Genomic DNA, 13,140 nt, shown 5'->3' with positions numbered 1-13,140 from the left:
CCATTCAGGTTTATGCGTTGCGTCGTCACACTGTTGCACTTACTATCGTTCAACATTTATGTCTATCGCCATATAGGGTACCGAATACCGGCCCGCAAACTACGAAGAATGAACAATAATGAATAAATTACGCCTTTTAGGTTTCGCTTTACTCACTTTAGGCATCACCTGTGGCGCTCACGCCGATGAGAAACGCTACATTTCCGACGATTTGATCACCTACATTCACAGTGGTCCAGGTAATCAGTTTCGCATCGTTGGCACCCTGAATTCAGGTGATGAAGTTACATTAAAAAGCGTCAATAACACCACTAACTACGGTGAAGTCGTTGATGCTAAAGGCCGTAACGCCTGGATCCCACTCGACCAGTTGAGCACCTCGCCTAGCCTGCGCACGCAGGTTCCTAACTTGCAACAGCAGGTTAAAACGCTGACTGACAAACTGACCAATATTGATAATAGCTGGAATCAGCGCACCGCCGAGATGCAGCAAAAAGTCTCTTCGAGTGATGGCATTATCAACGGCCTGAAGAAAGAGAATCAGGACCTTAAAAATCAGCTTATTGTCGCACAAAAGAAAGTTAGCGCGGTCAACGTTCAGCTTGATGACAAGCAAAGAACCATTATTCTTCAGTGGTTTATGTACGGTGGTGGCGTGGCAGGTATTGGTCTAATCCTCGGTCTGGTGCTTCCGCATCTTGTGCCTCGCCGCAAGAAGAAAGATCGCTGGATGAGCTGAGTTTTTACTCGCATCATTGAGACTGAGTGAATGAAAAGGCACCGAGCGTGCCTTTTCGTGTTGCTGGTGCATAGCGCATTAGTCAGAAATTCCATTAACAAATTTGCTACAATGAAAGCCTGAAGCGCTTTTTATTTTGGTCATATTTCCAAGGAGTTAGCCCGTGAAAATCTATCTGGTCGGCGGTGCCGTCCGCGACAGGCTGTTAAACCTTGCCGTCAGTGAGCAGGATTGGGTGGTGGTCGGATCTACCCCTGAGACTATGCTCGAGCTTGGCTATCAACAGGTTGGCAAAGATTTTCCGGTTTTTCTGCACCCCGTTAGCCGCGAGGAATACGCCCTCGCCCGCACCGAACGCAAATCAGGCGCAGGCTATAACGGCTTCATCTGCTACTCCTCCCCAGATGTAACGCTGGAGCAGGACCTGATGCGCCGTGATTTAACCATTAATGCGATTGCCCGCAGCGCCGACGGCGAGCTTGTCGACCCTTACAAGGGTCAGGGTGATATTGAAGCCCGCGTTTTACGCCACGTTTCCGACGCCTTTGGTGAAGATCCACTGCGCGTGCTACGCCTTGCCCGCTTCGCCGCACGCTTCGCCCATTTAGGTTTCACTATCGCCCCCGAAACGCAGCAGCTAATTACGCAAATGGCCGCCAGCGGTGAACTTAAAGCTTTAACGCCTGAAAGAGTGTGGAAAGAGACGGAGAAGGCGCTGCAAACGCAGGATCCGCAAGTTTATTTCCAGGTATTGCGCGACTGCAATGCACTGAAAGTGCTTTTCCCAGAAGTTGATGCACTATTTGGCGTGCCGGCTCCGGCTAAATGGCATCCTGAAATTGACACCGGCATTCATACCTTGATGACGCTTAAGATTGCCGCCGAGCTTAGTCAGGATGTCGATATACGCTTTTCGGCGCTGTGCCACGATCTGGGAAAAGGGCTAACGCCGCCTGAACACTGGCCAAGCCATCACGGCCACGGTCCTGCCGGGGTCAAGCTGGTTAAGCGACTTTGTGAACGGCTGCGCGTGCCGACCGCCATTCGTGATTTGGCCGTACTGGTTGCCGAGTTTCATGACCTTATTCATACGGTTGAACGACTTCGCCCTGAAACGCTGCTCAAGCTTTTCGACAGCATTGACGTCTGGCGTAAACCGCAGCGCCTTGAGCAGATGATCCTCACCAGTGAGGCAGACGCACGCGGCAGAACCGGATTCGAACGCAATCCTTATCCACAGGGCGATTATCTACGTGCGGCCTTTGCTGCCGCCAATGACGTGTCTGTTAAAGACGTCGTGGCGCTAGGATTACAGGGCATGGCAATACGTGAAGAGTTGGGCAAGCAGCGCATCGCTGCCATCGCACAATGGCGCGCAACGCAGAGCATAATGCCCCATTAAACGACTCAACGTCATTTCAAGAAAAGAGCGTTCTGCCAACAAAAAACCCGCCGAAGCGGGTTTTTTACTGTTTATTGCACTTATATTGCCGAACTAACTGATGAATACCCAGTAAACCAGCGCAGCCACCACGAAACGATAAATCGCGAAAGGAACAAACGAAATACGTTTAATGAGCGACAGGAAGGTTTTAATCGCAATCAGCGCCACAATAAAGGCGGTCACGAAGCCCACGGCAAACATCGGCAAATCTGACCAGCTCAGGATGGAGTGGTTCTTATAAAGATCGAGCGTACTGGCGCCTAACATCATCGGAACGGCAAGCAGGAACGAATATTCCGAAGCCGCGTAACGACTGACGCCCATCAGCAAACCGCCACCAATCGTTGCGCCAGAACGCGAGAAACCAGGCCACAGCGCCAGACATTGGAAACAGCCAATCATAAAGGCCTGCAGGTATGTAATATCATCAATACCCACTGCTTTAGGAAACTTTGGCTTTACCCATTCAGCAACCAGAATATATATACCGCCAACCACCAGCGCATACATGACATATTTAGGTTCAAACAGCGCTTTAATGTTGTGGCTGAACAGTAAACCGATCACGACGGCAGGGATCATACCAAGGAGAATATGCAGCAGAGTAAGGTGACCTTTACCCACGCCTTCGTGCTCGACTTTCTTGCCAAAATGTATGCCAATCAGGCCGAAAAGACGGCGCCAGAATACCACCACGACGGCCAAAATTGAACCTAACTGTATGATAACCTCAAAAACTTTTGATTTATCATCGGTAAAGCCCATTAAATGACCGGCGATGATTAAATGTCCGGTCGATGACACCGGCAAGAATTCCGTCAAGCCCTCAACGATACCTAAAATCAGCGCGATTAATAGCTGATGACCTTCAGTTACCATAATTTCCCTGCCCTAAATAGAGTGTTCACTTAACAGCGCAATATGCTCTAACGTCTTAAGGCAAAATTAAGATTTTGCCTACTTTCACCCAATACCACTCTCCCAGAGTAATAGTAGTAATGCGTTATTATGACAACAGTTTTTCAATTTATACGTTATAAGGGCTAATTTAAATGAAAATTTATTTAATAAACTTTCCACGCTCGATAATGACACCCACGTTAGCCGCGTGTGCAATGGCGCCAGGCTTGCTAAGTTTAATTTTCACCCACGGCGTATTGAAACGCGCCATGAGTAAACTGGCCACTTCTTCCGCCACACGTTCGACCAGCGCAAAGCTTTGCGACGTGACGTGTTCGATAACTGCATCGCTGACGTCGGCGTAGCTTAAACAGTCATTAACGTCATCGCTTTTGGCTGACTTTTGATTGTCCCAGGCAAGTTCGATATCAAACACCAGCTTCTGCTGAATTGTTTGTTCCCACTCAAAAGCGCCTATGGTGGTGATTACATTTAGTTGCTCAATAAATACGATATCCATCACGCGTTCTCCTGTTTTTGGCCTTGCTGGATACCACTTCCAGCTGAAAGTGCGTATTATCCATAGAAGTAGTGATTTAAACGACCTCTAATAGACGGAATTGCTTTTATGAGTGCAACCGCGCTTGGAATGATTATTTTCGCCTACCTATGCGGCTCGATTTCCAGTGCTATTCTGGTTTGCCGCCTGGCGAGACTCCCTGACCCACGAACCCAAGGTTCTGGTAATCCGGGTGCCACCAACGTGCTGAGGATCGGCGGTAAAGCCGCTGCGGCCACGGTGCTCATTTTCGACGTGCTGAAAGGCATGTTGCCGGTATGGGTGGCCTACAAATTTAACGTGACACCGATGTATTTGGGACTGACGGCCATTGCGGCCTGCGTCGGCCACATCTATCCGGTGTTCTTCCGCTTTAAGGGCGGCAAGGGCGTGGCGACGGCGTTGGGCGCGATTGCGCCGATCGGCTGGGATCTTACTGGATTAATGACCGGCACTTGGTTACTCACCGTATTGCTCAGTGGCTACTCGTCATTGGGTGCTATTGTCAGTGCGCTGATTGCGCCCTTTTATGTCTGGTGGTTTAAACCGCAGTTCACTTTCCCGGTAGCGATGCTCTCCTGCCTTATTCTTTTGCGCCACCACGACAATATTCAGCGGCTGTGGCGAGGTCAGGAAACCAAAATCTGGACGCGACTCAAGCAGAAGAAAGCCGCCCGAAAAGCCGCTGAAGCCGCGAAGAACAACAAATAGCAGGCATAAAAAAACGACCTTTTAAGGTCGTTTTTTTTATTTCTAGCGCTTTATCATTAGCCTGCGTGAGGCACTCAATTAAACGGGTGCAAGCTCATCCAAAGGCCAACGCGGCCTAACGGAAATACTTAAGTCGGCGTTCGCACTGGTTTTCAAGCGCACCATGCCCGCATAGGCAATCATCGCGCCGTTATCGGTACAGAATTCTGGACGCGCATAGAACACTTCACCGCCGCGTTTTTCCATCACTTCAGCCAATTTGCTGCGCAACGTCCGGTTTGCACTGACGCCGCCGGCCATGACCAGACGTTTGAATCCGGTATGATCCAGCGCGCGTCTGCACTTGATTGCCAGCGTATCAACCACGGCATCTTCAAACGCGCGGGCGATATCGGCGTGCGTTTGTGCGTCACTTTCATTGCCACGAATAGTGTTGGCGGCAAACGTTTTTAATCCTGAGAAACTGAAATCAAGGCCGGGACGGTCGGTCATTGGGCGTGGGAAAGTAAAACGCCCCGCGACGCCCTGTTGCGCCATTTTCGACAGCAGCGGTCCTCCTGGGTAGTCAAGACCCAGAAGTTTTGCTGTTTTATCAAAGGCCTCACCGGCGGCGTCGTCAACCGATTCGCCGAGCAGCGTGTATTCACCGATGCCGGTCACGCTGATAAGCTGCGTGTGCCCACCGGAGACCAGCAGCGCCACAAAGGGGAATTCCGGCGGATTATCTTCAAGCATCGGGGCTAAAAGATGCCCTTCCATATGATGAACGGCAACGGCCGGAACGTTCCAGGCAAACGCCAGCGATCGCCCGATGGTTGCACCGACCAGCAGCGCGCCGACCAGTCCAGGACCGGCGGTATAAGCCACGCCATCGATGTCCTGTGCCGTTAGATTTGCCTCTTTCAGTGCTTCCTGAATAAGCGGCAGCGTTTTACGCACGTGGTCACGTGACGCCAGTTCAGGCACAACGCCGCCGTAGTCAGCATGCAGTTTTACCTGACTATACAGTTGATTAGCTAACAACCCGTTTTCAGAGTCGTAAATTGCAATCCCGGTTTCATCACAGGACGTTTCTATACCCAGTACTCGCATTACTCTTTCCATCATGTTTTCGCGCTAACTCGCGGCGCGTAGTCTAGCATACAACCTCGCGGCGGTATTGCTTCCTCACGGCCAAAGCGCGGAGTTAATGAGCACAAACGCCAGCTTTTTGTGCAAATCAGTGATTAATGTCGAGCAATTCGAATTGATTGGTATATAATCGCCGGCCGACGCAAAAGCGAGCGCACAGTCCATCATTGAAAGGATTGTAATGCGCCTGTTTCAATTTGCCATTGGGCTTTACAAGGCTAGGCAAATTGGAGTAAAATTCCGCACCATTTTGAAATGAGCTGGCACCACGCTAGCGAACAAACCGATTTTATCGAGGTGAGAGGCACATGCCTGTAATTAAAGTACGTGAAAACGAGCCGTTCGACGTAGCTCTGCGTCGCTTCAAGCGTTCCTGCGAAAAAGCAGGTGTTTTGGCCGAAGTTCGTCGTCGCGAATTCTATGAAAAACCGACTACCGAACGTAAACGCGCTAAAGCATCTGCAGTAAAACGCCACGCCAAGAAACTGGCTCGCGAAAACGCACGTCGCACTCGTCTGTATTAATTCTTCGGGGGCAACCCCACCCGCGTGATACTGTTTTTCTAAAACGCGCAGACCGAGTAGTTGCATACGAAGGCCGTGCTTTCCGAAAGGAATGCGCGGCTTGTTCTCGTTTATAGGCTATATCCAAAAGATTTCGTGATGCGGCAAGGCGGCAACCGAACGAACGCCCGAAAGCTTACCTCGGTAAGTGACAGGGTTGAGTGGGGAGAGCCAACGCAGCAGCAGTGCGAAAGATGAAGGGTAAGTGAGTAAGGGGCTTATGGCTGGGAGAATTCCGCGCGTATTTATCAATGACTTGCTGGCTCGCACCGACATCGTCGACTTAATCGATGCTCGTGTGAAGTTAAAAAAGCAAGGCAAGAATTATCACGCGTGCTGCCCATTTCACCATGAGAAAACACCCTCATTCACCGTAAACAGCGATAAGCAGTTTTATCATTGTTTCGGCTGTGGAGCACACGGCAACGCCGTCGACTTCCTGATGAACTACGACAGACTCGAATTTGTCGAATGCATCGAGGAACTGGCTACCATGCAAGGTTTGGAAGTGCCGTATGAAGCTGGCACCGGCCCGACCCCTATGGAACGCCACCAGCGTCAAAGTCTTTACCAGCTAATGGAACCGCTCAGCGAGTTCTACAAGCAGTCACTTAAGCAGCCTGCCGGTGCACCCGCTCGCGAGTATCTGACGCAGCGCGGTTTAAGCGACGACGTTATCAACCATTTTGCCATTGGTTTCGCCCCTGCGGGCTGGGACAACGCGTTAAAACGCTTTGGCAAAACCGCCGACGACAGAACGTCTCTGACCGACGCGGGTATGTTGATTACTAACGAACAAGGACGCAGTTACGACCGTTTTCGCGAACGTGTCATGTTCCCTATCCGCGATAAACGCGGCCGGGTTATTGCGTTTGGTGGACGAGTATTGGGCGACGCACTCCCCAAGTATCTCAACTCCCCGGAAACAGAAATTTTCCATAAAGGCCGTCAACTGTATGGCCTTTATGAAGCACAGGTGAATCACCCAACACCCGCCCGACTTCTGGTGGTTGAAGGCTATATGGACGTCGTCGCGCTGGCGCAGTTCGGCATTGATTATGCCGTCGCCTCGCTGGGAACCTCGACCACGGCTGAACATATTCAGCTGTTGTTCCGCGCGACCGACACCGTGATTTGCTGCTATGACGGCGACCGTGCAGGACGAGAAGCAGCCTGGCGTGCGCTCGAAACTGCACTGCCCTATTTGCAGGACGGCCGACAGCTGCGGTTTATGTTTTTACCCGACGGCGAAGACCCTGACACATTGGTGCGTAAAGAAGGCAAGCAGGCGTTTGAACAACGTATGGAAGAGGCGCATTCAATCTCGACTTTTCTGTTTGATACACTGATGCCGCAGGTAGATTTGAGCAGTCCCGAAGGGCGAACCAAACTGAGTATGCTCGCACTGCCGCTGGTGAGCCAGGTGCCAGGCGAGACGCTGCGACTGTATTTACGCCAGCAGTTAGGTAACAAACTCGGAATTTTAGACGATAGCCAGTTAGAAAAACTGATGCCGAAGCCGGCGGAGAGTGTAAATAGCTACCAGGCTCCCCAGCTAAAACGCACAACCATGCGTATACTGATAGGGTTACTGGTACAAAATCCACAACTGGCTACACTTATACCCTCGTTGCAAGGTTTAGAGCAATCGAAACTTCCGGGTCTGGACCTGCTGAAAGAGCTGGCAGACATCTGCAACGCCCAGCCAGGCTTGAAAACCGGACAGTTGCTAGAGATGTATCGAGATAATAAATTCGGCCCACAGCTTGAAATATTGGCAATGTGGGACGATATAGCAGATAGGGACATTGCAGAAAAAACATTCCTGGACGCGCTGGACCATTTATTTGACTCGGCATTGGTGCAAAGACTGGAAACATTGATTGCCCGCTCACGAACCGACGGCTTGAGTGCCGAAGAGCGGGAAGAGGTCAAGGCCATTACCGAAGCGCGCAGAAAACGTTAAAGCAGTTGTACGACTAAATTTTCCTGATGCCTCCGTCGTGATAAATGGATGAGCAAGGACCAAGAACACCAACGGCTTAAGTGCCGATATATAGCGGGATGCTACCCCGCAAAATGCCGCCATAGTGGGCCGCGGCGAAATCAAATACGCCCCAAATGTTATTGTTGGCGGTTTCGCCGACCGACACCAACCCAATACTCTGAAGTGTGGATACCGTCTTATGGAGCAAAACCCGCAGTCACAGCTTAAGCTACTTGTCACCCGTGGTAAGGAGCAAGGCTATTTGACCTTTGCTGAGGTCAATGACCATCTGCCGGAAGATATCGTCGACTCCGACCAGATCGAAGACATCATCCAGATGATCAACGACATGGGCATACAGGTACTTGAAGAAGCGCCTGATGCCGATGACTTGATGCTGGCCGAAAATAGACCTGATACCGACGAAGATGCAGCAGAAGCAGCAGCGCAGGTGCTCTCAAGCGTAGAATCTGAAATCGGCCGTACCACCGACCCTGTACGCATGTATATGCGTGAAATGGGTACCGTAGAACTTCTGACCCGTGAAGGCGAAATCGACATCGCCAAACGTATCGAAGACGGTATCAACCAGGTGCAGTGCTCGGTTGCTGAATACCCAGAAGCTATCACCTATTTGTTAGAGCAATATGACCGTGTTGAAGCAGGCGAAGCTCGCCTGTCAGACTTGATCACCGGTTTCGTTGACCCTAACGCAGAAGAAGATGTTGCACCGACCGCGACTCACGTAGGTTCTGAACTGACTAATGAAGAATTAGACGATTCAGACGACGATGAAGAAGACGACGACGATGCAGAAGACGACAACAGCATCGACCCGGAGCTGGCGCGTCAGAAGTTCACAGAACTGCGTGAACAACATGAAGCCACGCGTTCTGTTATCAAGAAAAACGGTCGTAGCCACAAAAGCTCTGCAGAAGAAATTCTGAAACTGTCTGAAGTTTTCAAACAGTTCCGTCTGGTGCCAAAACAGTTCGATTTCCTGGTTAACAGCATGCGTTCCATGATGGATCGCGTTCGTGCTCAAGAACGTTTGATCATGAAACTGTGCGTTGAACAGTGCAAAATGCCGAAGAAAAACTTCGTTAACCTGTTTGCCGGTAACGAAACCAATCAAACTTGGTTTGATGCGGCACTGGCCATGGCTAAACCATGGTCTGAAAAACTGAAAGAAGTGACTGAAGATGTGCAGCGAGGCCTGTTAAAACTGCGTCAGATCGAAGAAGAAACCGGTCTGACCATCGAGCAGGTTAAAGACATCAACCGTCGCATGTCGATTGGTGAAGCGAAAGCGCGTCGCGCTAAGAAAGAGATGGTGGAAGCCAACTTGCGTCTGGTTATTTCTATCGCCAAGAAATACACCAACCGCGGCTTGCAGTTCCTCGACCTGATTCAGGAAGGTAACATCGGCCTGATGAAAGCCGTTGATAAGTTTGAATATCGCCGTGGCTATAAGTTCTCGACTTATGCAACCTGGTGGATCCGTCAGGCTATCACCCGCTCTATCGCCGACCAGGCGCGTACCATCCGTATCCCGGTACATATGATTGAGACAATCAATAAACTCAACCGTATTTCCCGTCAGATGCTGCAAGAGATGGGCCGTGAACCAACGCCGGAAGAGCTGGCCGAACGCATGCTGATGCCAGAAGACAAGATCCGCAAAGTGCTGAAAATTGCCAAAGAGCCTATCTCCATGGAAACGCCAATCGGCGACGATGAAGATTCGCATCTGGGTGACTTCATCGAGGATACCACCCTCGAGCTGCCGCTGGATTCTGCAACTTCCGAGAGCCTGCGCTCAGCAACGCACGACGTGCTGGCTGGCCTGACTGCACGTGAAGCTAAAGTTCTTCGTATGCGTTTCGGTATCGACATGAACACTGACCACACGCTGGAAGAAGTGGGCAAACAGTTCGACGTTACCCGTGAACGTATTCGTCAGATCGAAGCGAAAGCGTTGCGTAAACTGCGCCACCCGAGCCGCTCAGAAGTTCTGCGTAGCTTCCTCGACGATTAATCTTTCTGATTAACCGCGCGTTGAAAGCAAAAGCCCCGTCTGGATTTTCCGACGGGGCTTTTTTATTGCCATCAATTGCTTAACCAAAACGCCTCAGCGCCCGTTTAGGGCTTCGTGCAACTGTTGATAGCTTTTAACCAGCTCGTCCAACGTCGCGCGGTTAAGGCCGCTAGGATTAGGCAGTACCCAAACCTCGGTGTCACCCAGCGTTATCTCCTGACGCCCCCACGCCACCTTGCGGATGCCAAACGCGCTGCTGAACGCCTGCTTGCCCAATACCGCCAGCGCCCACGGCTGATACTGCATCATTTTGGCCTTCAGCGCCTCACCGCCGTCGCGAAGCTCATTGCGCGCCAGTTCGGTTGCTTCGACGGTCGGGCGTTCAACCAGCATCGTAATCCCGCAGCCGGTATCCAGCAGATGCTGTTCCTCCTCTGGTTTGAGTAAACGATCGGTAAAACCCGCCTGATAAATCACTTTCCAAAAGCGATTATTCGAATTGGCGAAGTGAAAACCATGATGGGCTGTCGACAACCCGGGATTGATGCCGCAGAAAACCACCCGCAGATCGGCGCTGATGATGTCAGTGATCATGTTTAAGCCTTAAGCCGTTTTTAATGTAGCTATCCTAAAAACTCGCAGCAATAACAACAAGCTAAAAGTTGAACATAAAACAGGCATACGGTCGTTTGAGGTGTAGACCTAGGGTGACTAACTACCGTATAATCCTGCACCGCGGCCCCTTAGCTCAGTTGGTTAGAGCACGCGACTCATAATCGCTTGGTCACTGGTTCAAGTCCAGTAGGGGCCACCAAATTTTCCCTGTTAAATCAGGTATCTAAGCCACTTCTAAAGGAGTGGCTTTTTTATTGCCTCGAGACATTGCCTCAAAAGTGTCGCACGAGACAATTTACTCGTACACTAACTAACCAGCTCTTGTCTCAAACAAGACTTCTAACCTCAAATTTTTTAATCTCGCTTGATTAGCAGACGTGGTATCTGAAAATTAGCCCATTCGAGTTGCTTTTTAGTTTCCAAGTGATAAAAGGGAATAAGGATATAAATAGACAAGGAGTCTACATGAGCAGCGTTAATATTATGAATGAAACATTGAGCATTGATCTCGTCAATTCTTCCATAGGAATAATTACCGGAATTATTAGTTTTCTGACAGCTGCATGTGCTTTGTATAAACTATTAAAAAAAAGATTAAATTCGTTTCCAAAATATCAAAGAAAGTTATTCAAAAAAGCTAAAATAAAAACATGGAAGATGTCGTTATTTTCAATAAAAATATCATTAGATGAACTACCAATAATTACTAAGTCGGATAAAGTCCTTTCATCATTACTCATCTGTTTGGCCATAACTGGCATGTCAGTGTCAGGGTATTTTTTATATAAAATATCTTTAATTCCAGAAAACTGGGCTGCATTGACACTCAATTCTTCTAAAGAGGATTTTTTGATAACCTATGGTAAAGCAACATCATTCGACAGAAAACAAGCATGGACTATTGATAACGAAAAATGCCTTAAAATTTCAGCAGCTAACTTCGCCGTGGAGAATAATACATCTAAAAATCTTGCAGAGGTAGTCTGCGAGATGGTTAGTAAGAAAAACCAAAACCCCGAGGTTGAAAAAGCTATAAAAAACACAAAAGATGTTAAGGTGATTTATTTTATTTTTTTTCCCATTCTAAAATTGCAACTTCTTTGGTTAGTTATTAACGCCTATTTGACTTTACTCTATAAAAGAAAACTTCGGGGGGTCATAATAAGTGAATACAATAGATCTTTCCAATATTTAACTTGATAAGATAAACTTTTAGTTTTAATGAAAATAATAATTTAATATTTGCATCAAAAATGAGGCTGTAGGCTATTTGCTCACAGCCTGACTGCATTCGTATTAACTACCTTTGAACATATCAAATATCACACGGGCAAAGCTTTTGTGACAAAGTGCGCCGGGCTCTTGATAGTAATGAGAAAGAGGTTATTCTAAACGCCGACGAACAAGGCTTGGGTAAAACGCTGCAGACGATTTCTTTTTTAAGATGGCTGAAAGAAAACAACGCGGTGAGCACCGATCAAGGCAAAGAGCGCGGGCCAATCCTGATTGTTGCACCCACTTCGTTGCTTGAAAACTGGAATGCAGAGGTTGAGCAACATACGGATTCCGAAGGTTTGGGCCATTTAATGAGACTTTATGGTTCAGCGTCAAGCCAATATAAGGTATTTGACGCCAAAGGTATCGAGACAAAGGATGGAAACGCGCTGCTTGATTTTAAGCAGCTTCATGAAGCTATAGTCGAAGGTAAAGGGCATCGTTTCTGGATGCTGACTACCTATACAACGCTGACAAACTATCAACATTCATTCGCCAAAATCAATTTCTCAGCCGTAGTGTTTGACGAGATTCAGGCACTTAAAAACCCGGTATCACTGCGCGGCTACGCTGGGCGTGCAGTCAACGCTGATTACCGCATAGGGCTAACTGGGACCCCTATAGAAAACGCAACCGCCGATCTATGGGCGGTGATGGACCAACTGGCCCCAGGCTCGCTCGACACCTTACGCAACTTCAAAGAGCATTACGACGAGCCTAATGAATGCAATATGGTTCAACTGCATCAGCGAGTGTTCCACGCGCAAAACGGCCTGCCACCGCTGGCGTTTCGGCGATTAAAAGAGGACGTGGCGAAAGAATTGCCCATCAAGACGCGATACCTCTATCCCCGTTTGATGCCCGAGGGACAGGCCATTGCCTATGAGAATGCCAGGGTTAAACTTTCACAAGGCGGGCCAGGCGCTGCATTAAAAATGCTGCAGCATATTCGCGGCGTTTCCGTTCACCCAGCGATGGAAATGACAGGAGATCATCAAAGCTTCATTGAAGCCTCCCCACGTTTGCAGGCCTGCTTCAATATTCTTCATAGAATCAAGGTCATCGGGAACATTCTTTCGACTGTTTATTGCAAAGCCTCATGTCACTAAAACGCAGTCGTTAAAATAATGCATGTTGTATCTCCCCTGAGGTTGCGGCTATCAACACAGGCATAGAAA

12 protein-coding genes and 1 tRNA gene are annotated in these 13,140 nt (G+C 49.1%); 9 read left to right on the top strand and 4 right to left on the bottom strand.

Annotated features, from left to right (window positions below; genetic code table 11):
* Positions 1 to 118: 118 nt before the first annotated feature.
* Positions 119 to 739, top strand: a complete 621-nt coding sequence (locus GA565_RS04065) for a TIGR04211 family SH3 domain-containing protein (protein WP_055782729.1) — start codon at positions 119 to 121, stop codon at positions 737 to 739.
* Positions 740 to 902: 163 nt separating this feature from the next.
* Complete coding sequence (locus GA565_RS04060) at positions 903 to 2,141, top strand: multifunctional CCA addition/repair protein (RefSeq protein WP_152197440.1); 1,239 nt, start codon at positions 903 to 905, stop codon at positions 2,139 to 2,141.
* A gap of 93 nt (positions 2,142 to 2,234) precedes the next feature.
* Here GA565_RS04060 and bacA read toward each other — a convergent pair whose 3' ends face one another.
* Positions 2,235 to 3,062, bottom strand: a complete 828-nt coding sequence (gene bacA / locus GA565_RS04055) for an undecaprenyl-diphosphate phosphatase (RefSeq protein WP_055782723.1) — start codon at positions 3,060 to 3,062, stop codon at positions 2,235 to 2,237.
* Between the two features lie 181 nt (positions 3,063 to 3,243).
* On the bottom strand, positions 3,244 to 3,603 hold the full coding sequence (gene folB, locus GA565_RS04050; RefSeq protein ID WP_152201304.1) for a bifunctional dihydroneopterin aldolase/7,8-dihydroneopterin epimerase: 360 nt from the start codon (positions 3,601 to 3,603) through the stop codon (positions 3,244 to 3,246).
* A 108-nt stretch (positions 3,604 to 3,711) separates the two neighbouring features.
* Here folB and plsY point away from each other — a divergent pair, with 108 nt between their 5' ends.
* Entirely contained in the window at positions 3,712 to 4,353 is a 642-nt protein-coding gene (gene plsY, locus GA565_RS04045) for a glycerol-3-phosphate 1-O-acyltransferase PlsY (protein ID WP_055782715.1), read from the top strand.
* 78 nt (positions 4,354 to 4,431) lie between these two features.
* Here plsY and tsaD read toward each other — a convergent pair whose 3' ends face one another.
* Positions 4,432 to 5,445, bottom strand: a complete 1,014-nt coding sequence (tsaD, locus tag GA565_RS04040; protein WP_055782712.1) for a tRNA (adenosine(37)-N6)-threonylcarbamoyltransferase complex transferase subunit TsaD — start codon at positions 5,443 to 5,445, stop codon at positions 4,432 to 4,434.
* Positions 5,446 to 5,792: 347 nt separating this feature from the next.
* Between tsaD and rpsU the strand changes: the two genes are divergently transcribed.
* The 3 genes from rpsU to rpoD all read left to right on the top strand — a co-directional run bounded on the left by rpsU (position 5,793) and on the right by rpoD (position 10,072).
* Positions 5,793 to 6,008 carry a 30S ribosomal protein S21 gene (gene rpsU, locus GA565_RS04035; RefSeq protein WP_001144069.1) on the top strand — a complete coding sequence of 72 codons (216 nt, stop codon included), beginning with the start codon at positions 5,793 to 5,795 and terminating at the stop codon, positions 6,006 to 6,008.
* Between the two features lie 259 nt (positions 6,009 to 6,267).
* Complete coding sequence (gene dnaG / locus GA565_RS04030) at positions 6,268 to 8,013, top strand: DNA primase (protein ID WP_152197439.1); 1,746 nt, start codon at positions 6,268 to 6,270, stop codon at positions 8,011 to 8,013.
* A 220-nt stretch (positions 8,014 to 8,233) separates the two neighbouring features.
* Positions 8,234 to 10,072: an RNA polymerase sigma factor RpoD gene (rpoD, locus tag GA565_RS04025; protein WP_152197438.1), complete on the top strand. Its 1,839-nt coding sequence runs from the start codon at positions 8,234 to 8,236 to the stop codon at positions 10,070 to 10,072.
* A 93-nt stretch (positions 10,073 to 10,165) separates the two neighbouring features.
* Here the strand turns inward: rpoD and mug are convergent, their stop codons facing one another.
* Positions 10,166 to 10,666, bottom strand: a complete 501-nt coding sequence (mug, locus tag GA565_RS04020) for a G/U mismatch-specific DNA glycosylase (RefSeq protein WP_152197437.1) — start codon at positions 10,664 to 10,666, stop codon at positions 10,166 to 10,168.
* A gap of 143 nt (positions 10,667 to 10,809) precedes the next feature.
* Between mug and GA565_RS04015 the strand changes: the two genes are divergently transcribed.
* The 3 genes from GA565_RS04015 (at position 10,810) to GA565_RS04005 (ending at position 13,071) form a co-directional block, all read left to right on the top strand.
* Positions 10,810 to 10,886: transfer RNA gene (locus GA565_RS04015), tRNA-Ile, on the top strand.
* Positions 10,887 to 11,152: 266 nt separating this feature from the next.
* Positions 11,153 to 11,887 carry a DUF6216 family protein gene (locus GA565_RS04010; protein WP_152197436.1) on the top strand — a complete coding sequence of 245 codons (735 nt, stop codon included), beginning with the start codon at positions 11,153 to 11,155 and terminating at the stop codon, positions 11,885 to 11,887.
* 119 nt (positions 11,888 to 12,006) lie between these two features.
* Entirely contained in the window at positions 12,007 to 13,071 is a 1,065-nt protein-coding gene (locus GA565_RS04005; RefSeq protein ID WP_370518089.1) for an SNF2-related protein, read from the top strand.
* Positions 13,072 to 13,140 lie beyond the last annotated feature (69 nt).

Origin of the sequence: Rouxiella sp. S1S-2 (assembly GCF_009208105.1) — a bacterium.
Classification (GTDB): Bacteria; Pseudomonadota; Gammaproteobacteria; order Enterobacterales; family Enterobacteriaceae; genus Rouxiella.
This window is presented reverse-complemented; position numbering and strand designations above follow the sequence as displayed.

Coding starts and splice junctions, on each gene's coding strand:
- GA565_RS04065 (WP_055782729.1), top strand. CDS start 119: ATGAATAAATTACGCCTTTTAGGTTTCGCTTTACTCACTTTAGGCATC.
- bacA (WP_055782723.1), bottom strand. CDS start 3,062: ATGGTAACTGAAGGTCATCAGCTATTAATCGCGCTGATTTTAGGTATC.
- folB (WP_152201304.1), bottom strand. CDS start 3,603: ATGGATATCGTATTTATTGAGCAACTAAATGTAATCACCACCATAGGC.
- plsY (WP_055782715.1), top strand. CDS start 3,712: ATGAGTGCAACCGCGCTTGGAATGATTATTTTCGCCTACCTATGCGGC.
- tsaD (WP_055782712.1), bottom strand. CDS start 5,445: ATGCGAGTACTGGGTATAGAAACGTCCTGTGATGAAACCGGGATTGCA.
- rpsU (WP_001144069.1), top strand. CDS start 5,793: ATGCCTGTAATTAAAGTACGTGAAAACGAGCCGTTCGACGTAGCTCTG.
- dnaG (WP_152197439.1), top strand. CDS start 6,268: ATGGCTGGGAGAATTCCGCGCGTATTTATCAATGACTTGCTGGCTCGC.
- rpoD (WP_152197438.1), top strand. CDS start 8,234: ATGGAGCAAAACCCGCAGTCACAGCTTAAGCTACTTGTCACCCGTGGT.
- mug (WP_152197437.1), bottom strand. CDS start 10,666: ATGATCACTGACATCATCAGCGCCGATCTGCGGGTGGTTTTCTGCGGC.
- GA565_RS04010 (WP_152197436.1), top strand. CDS start 11,153: ATGAGCAGCGTTAATATTATGAATGAAACATTGAGCATTGATCTCGTC.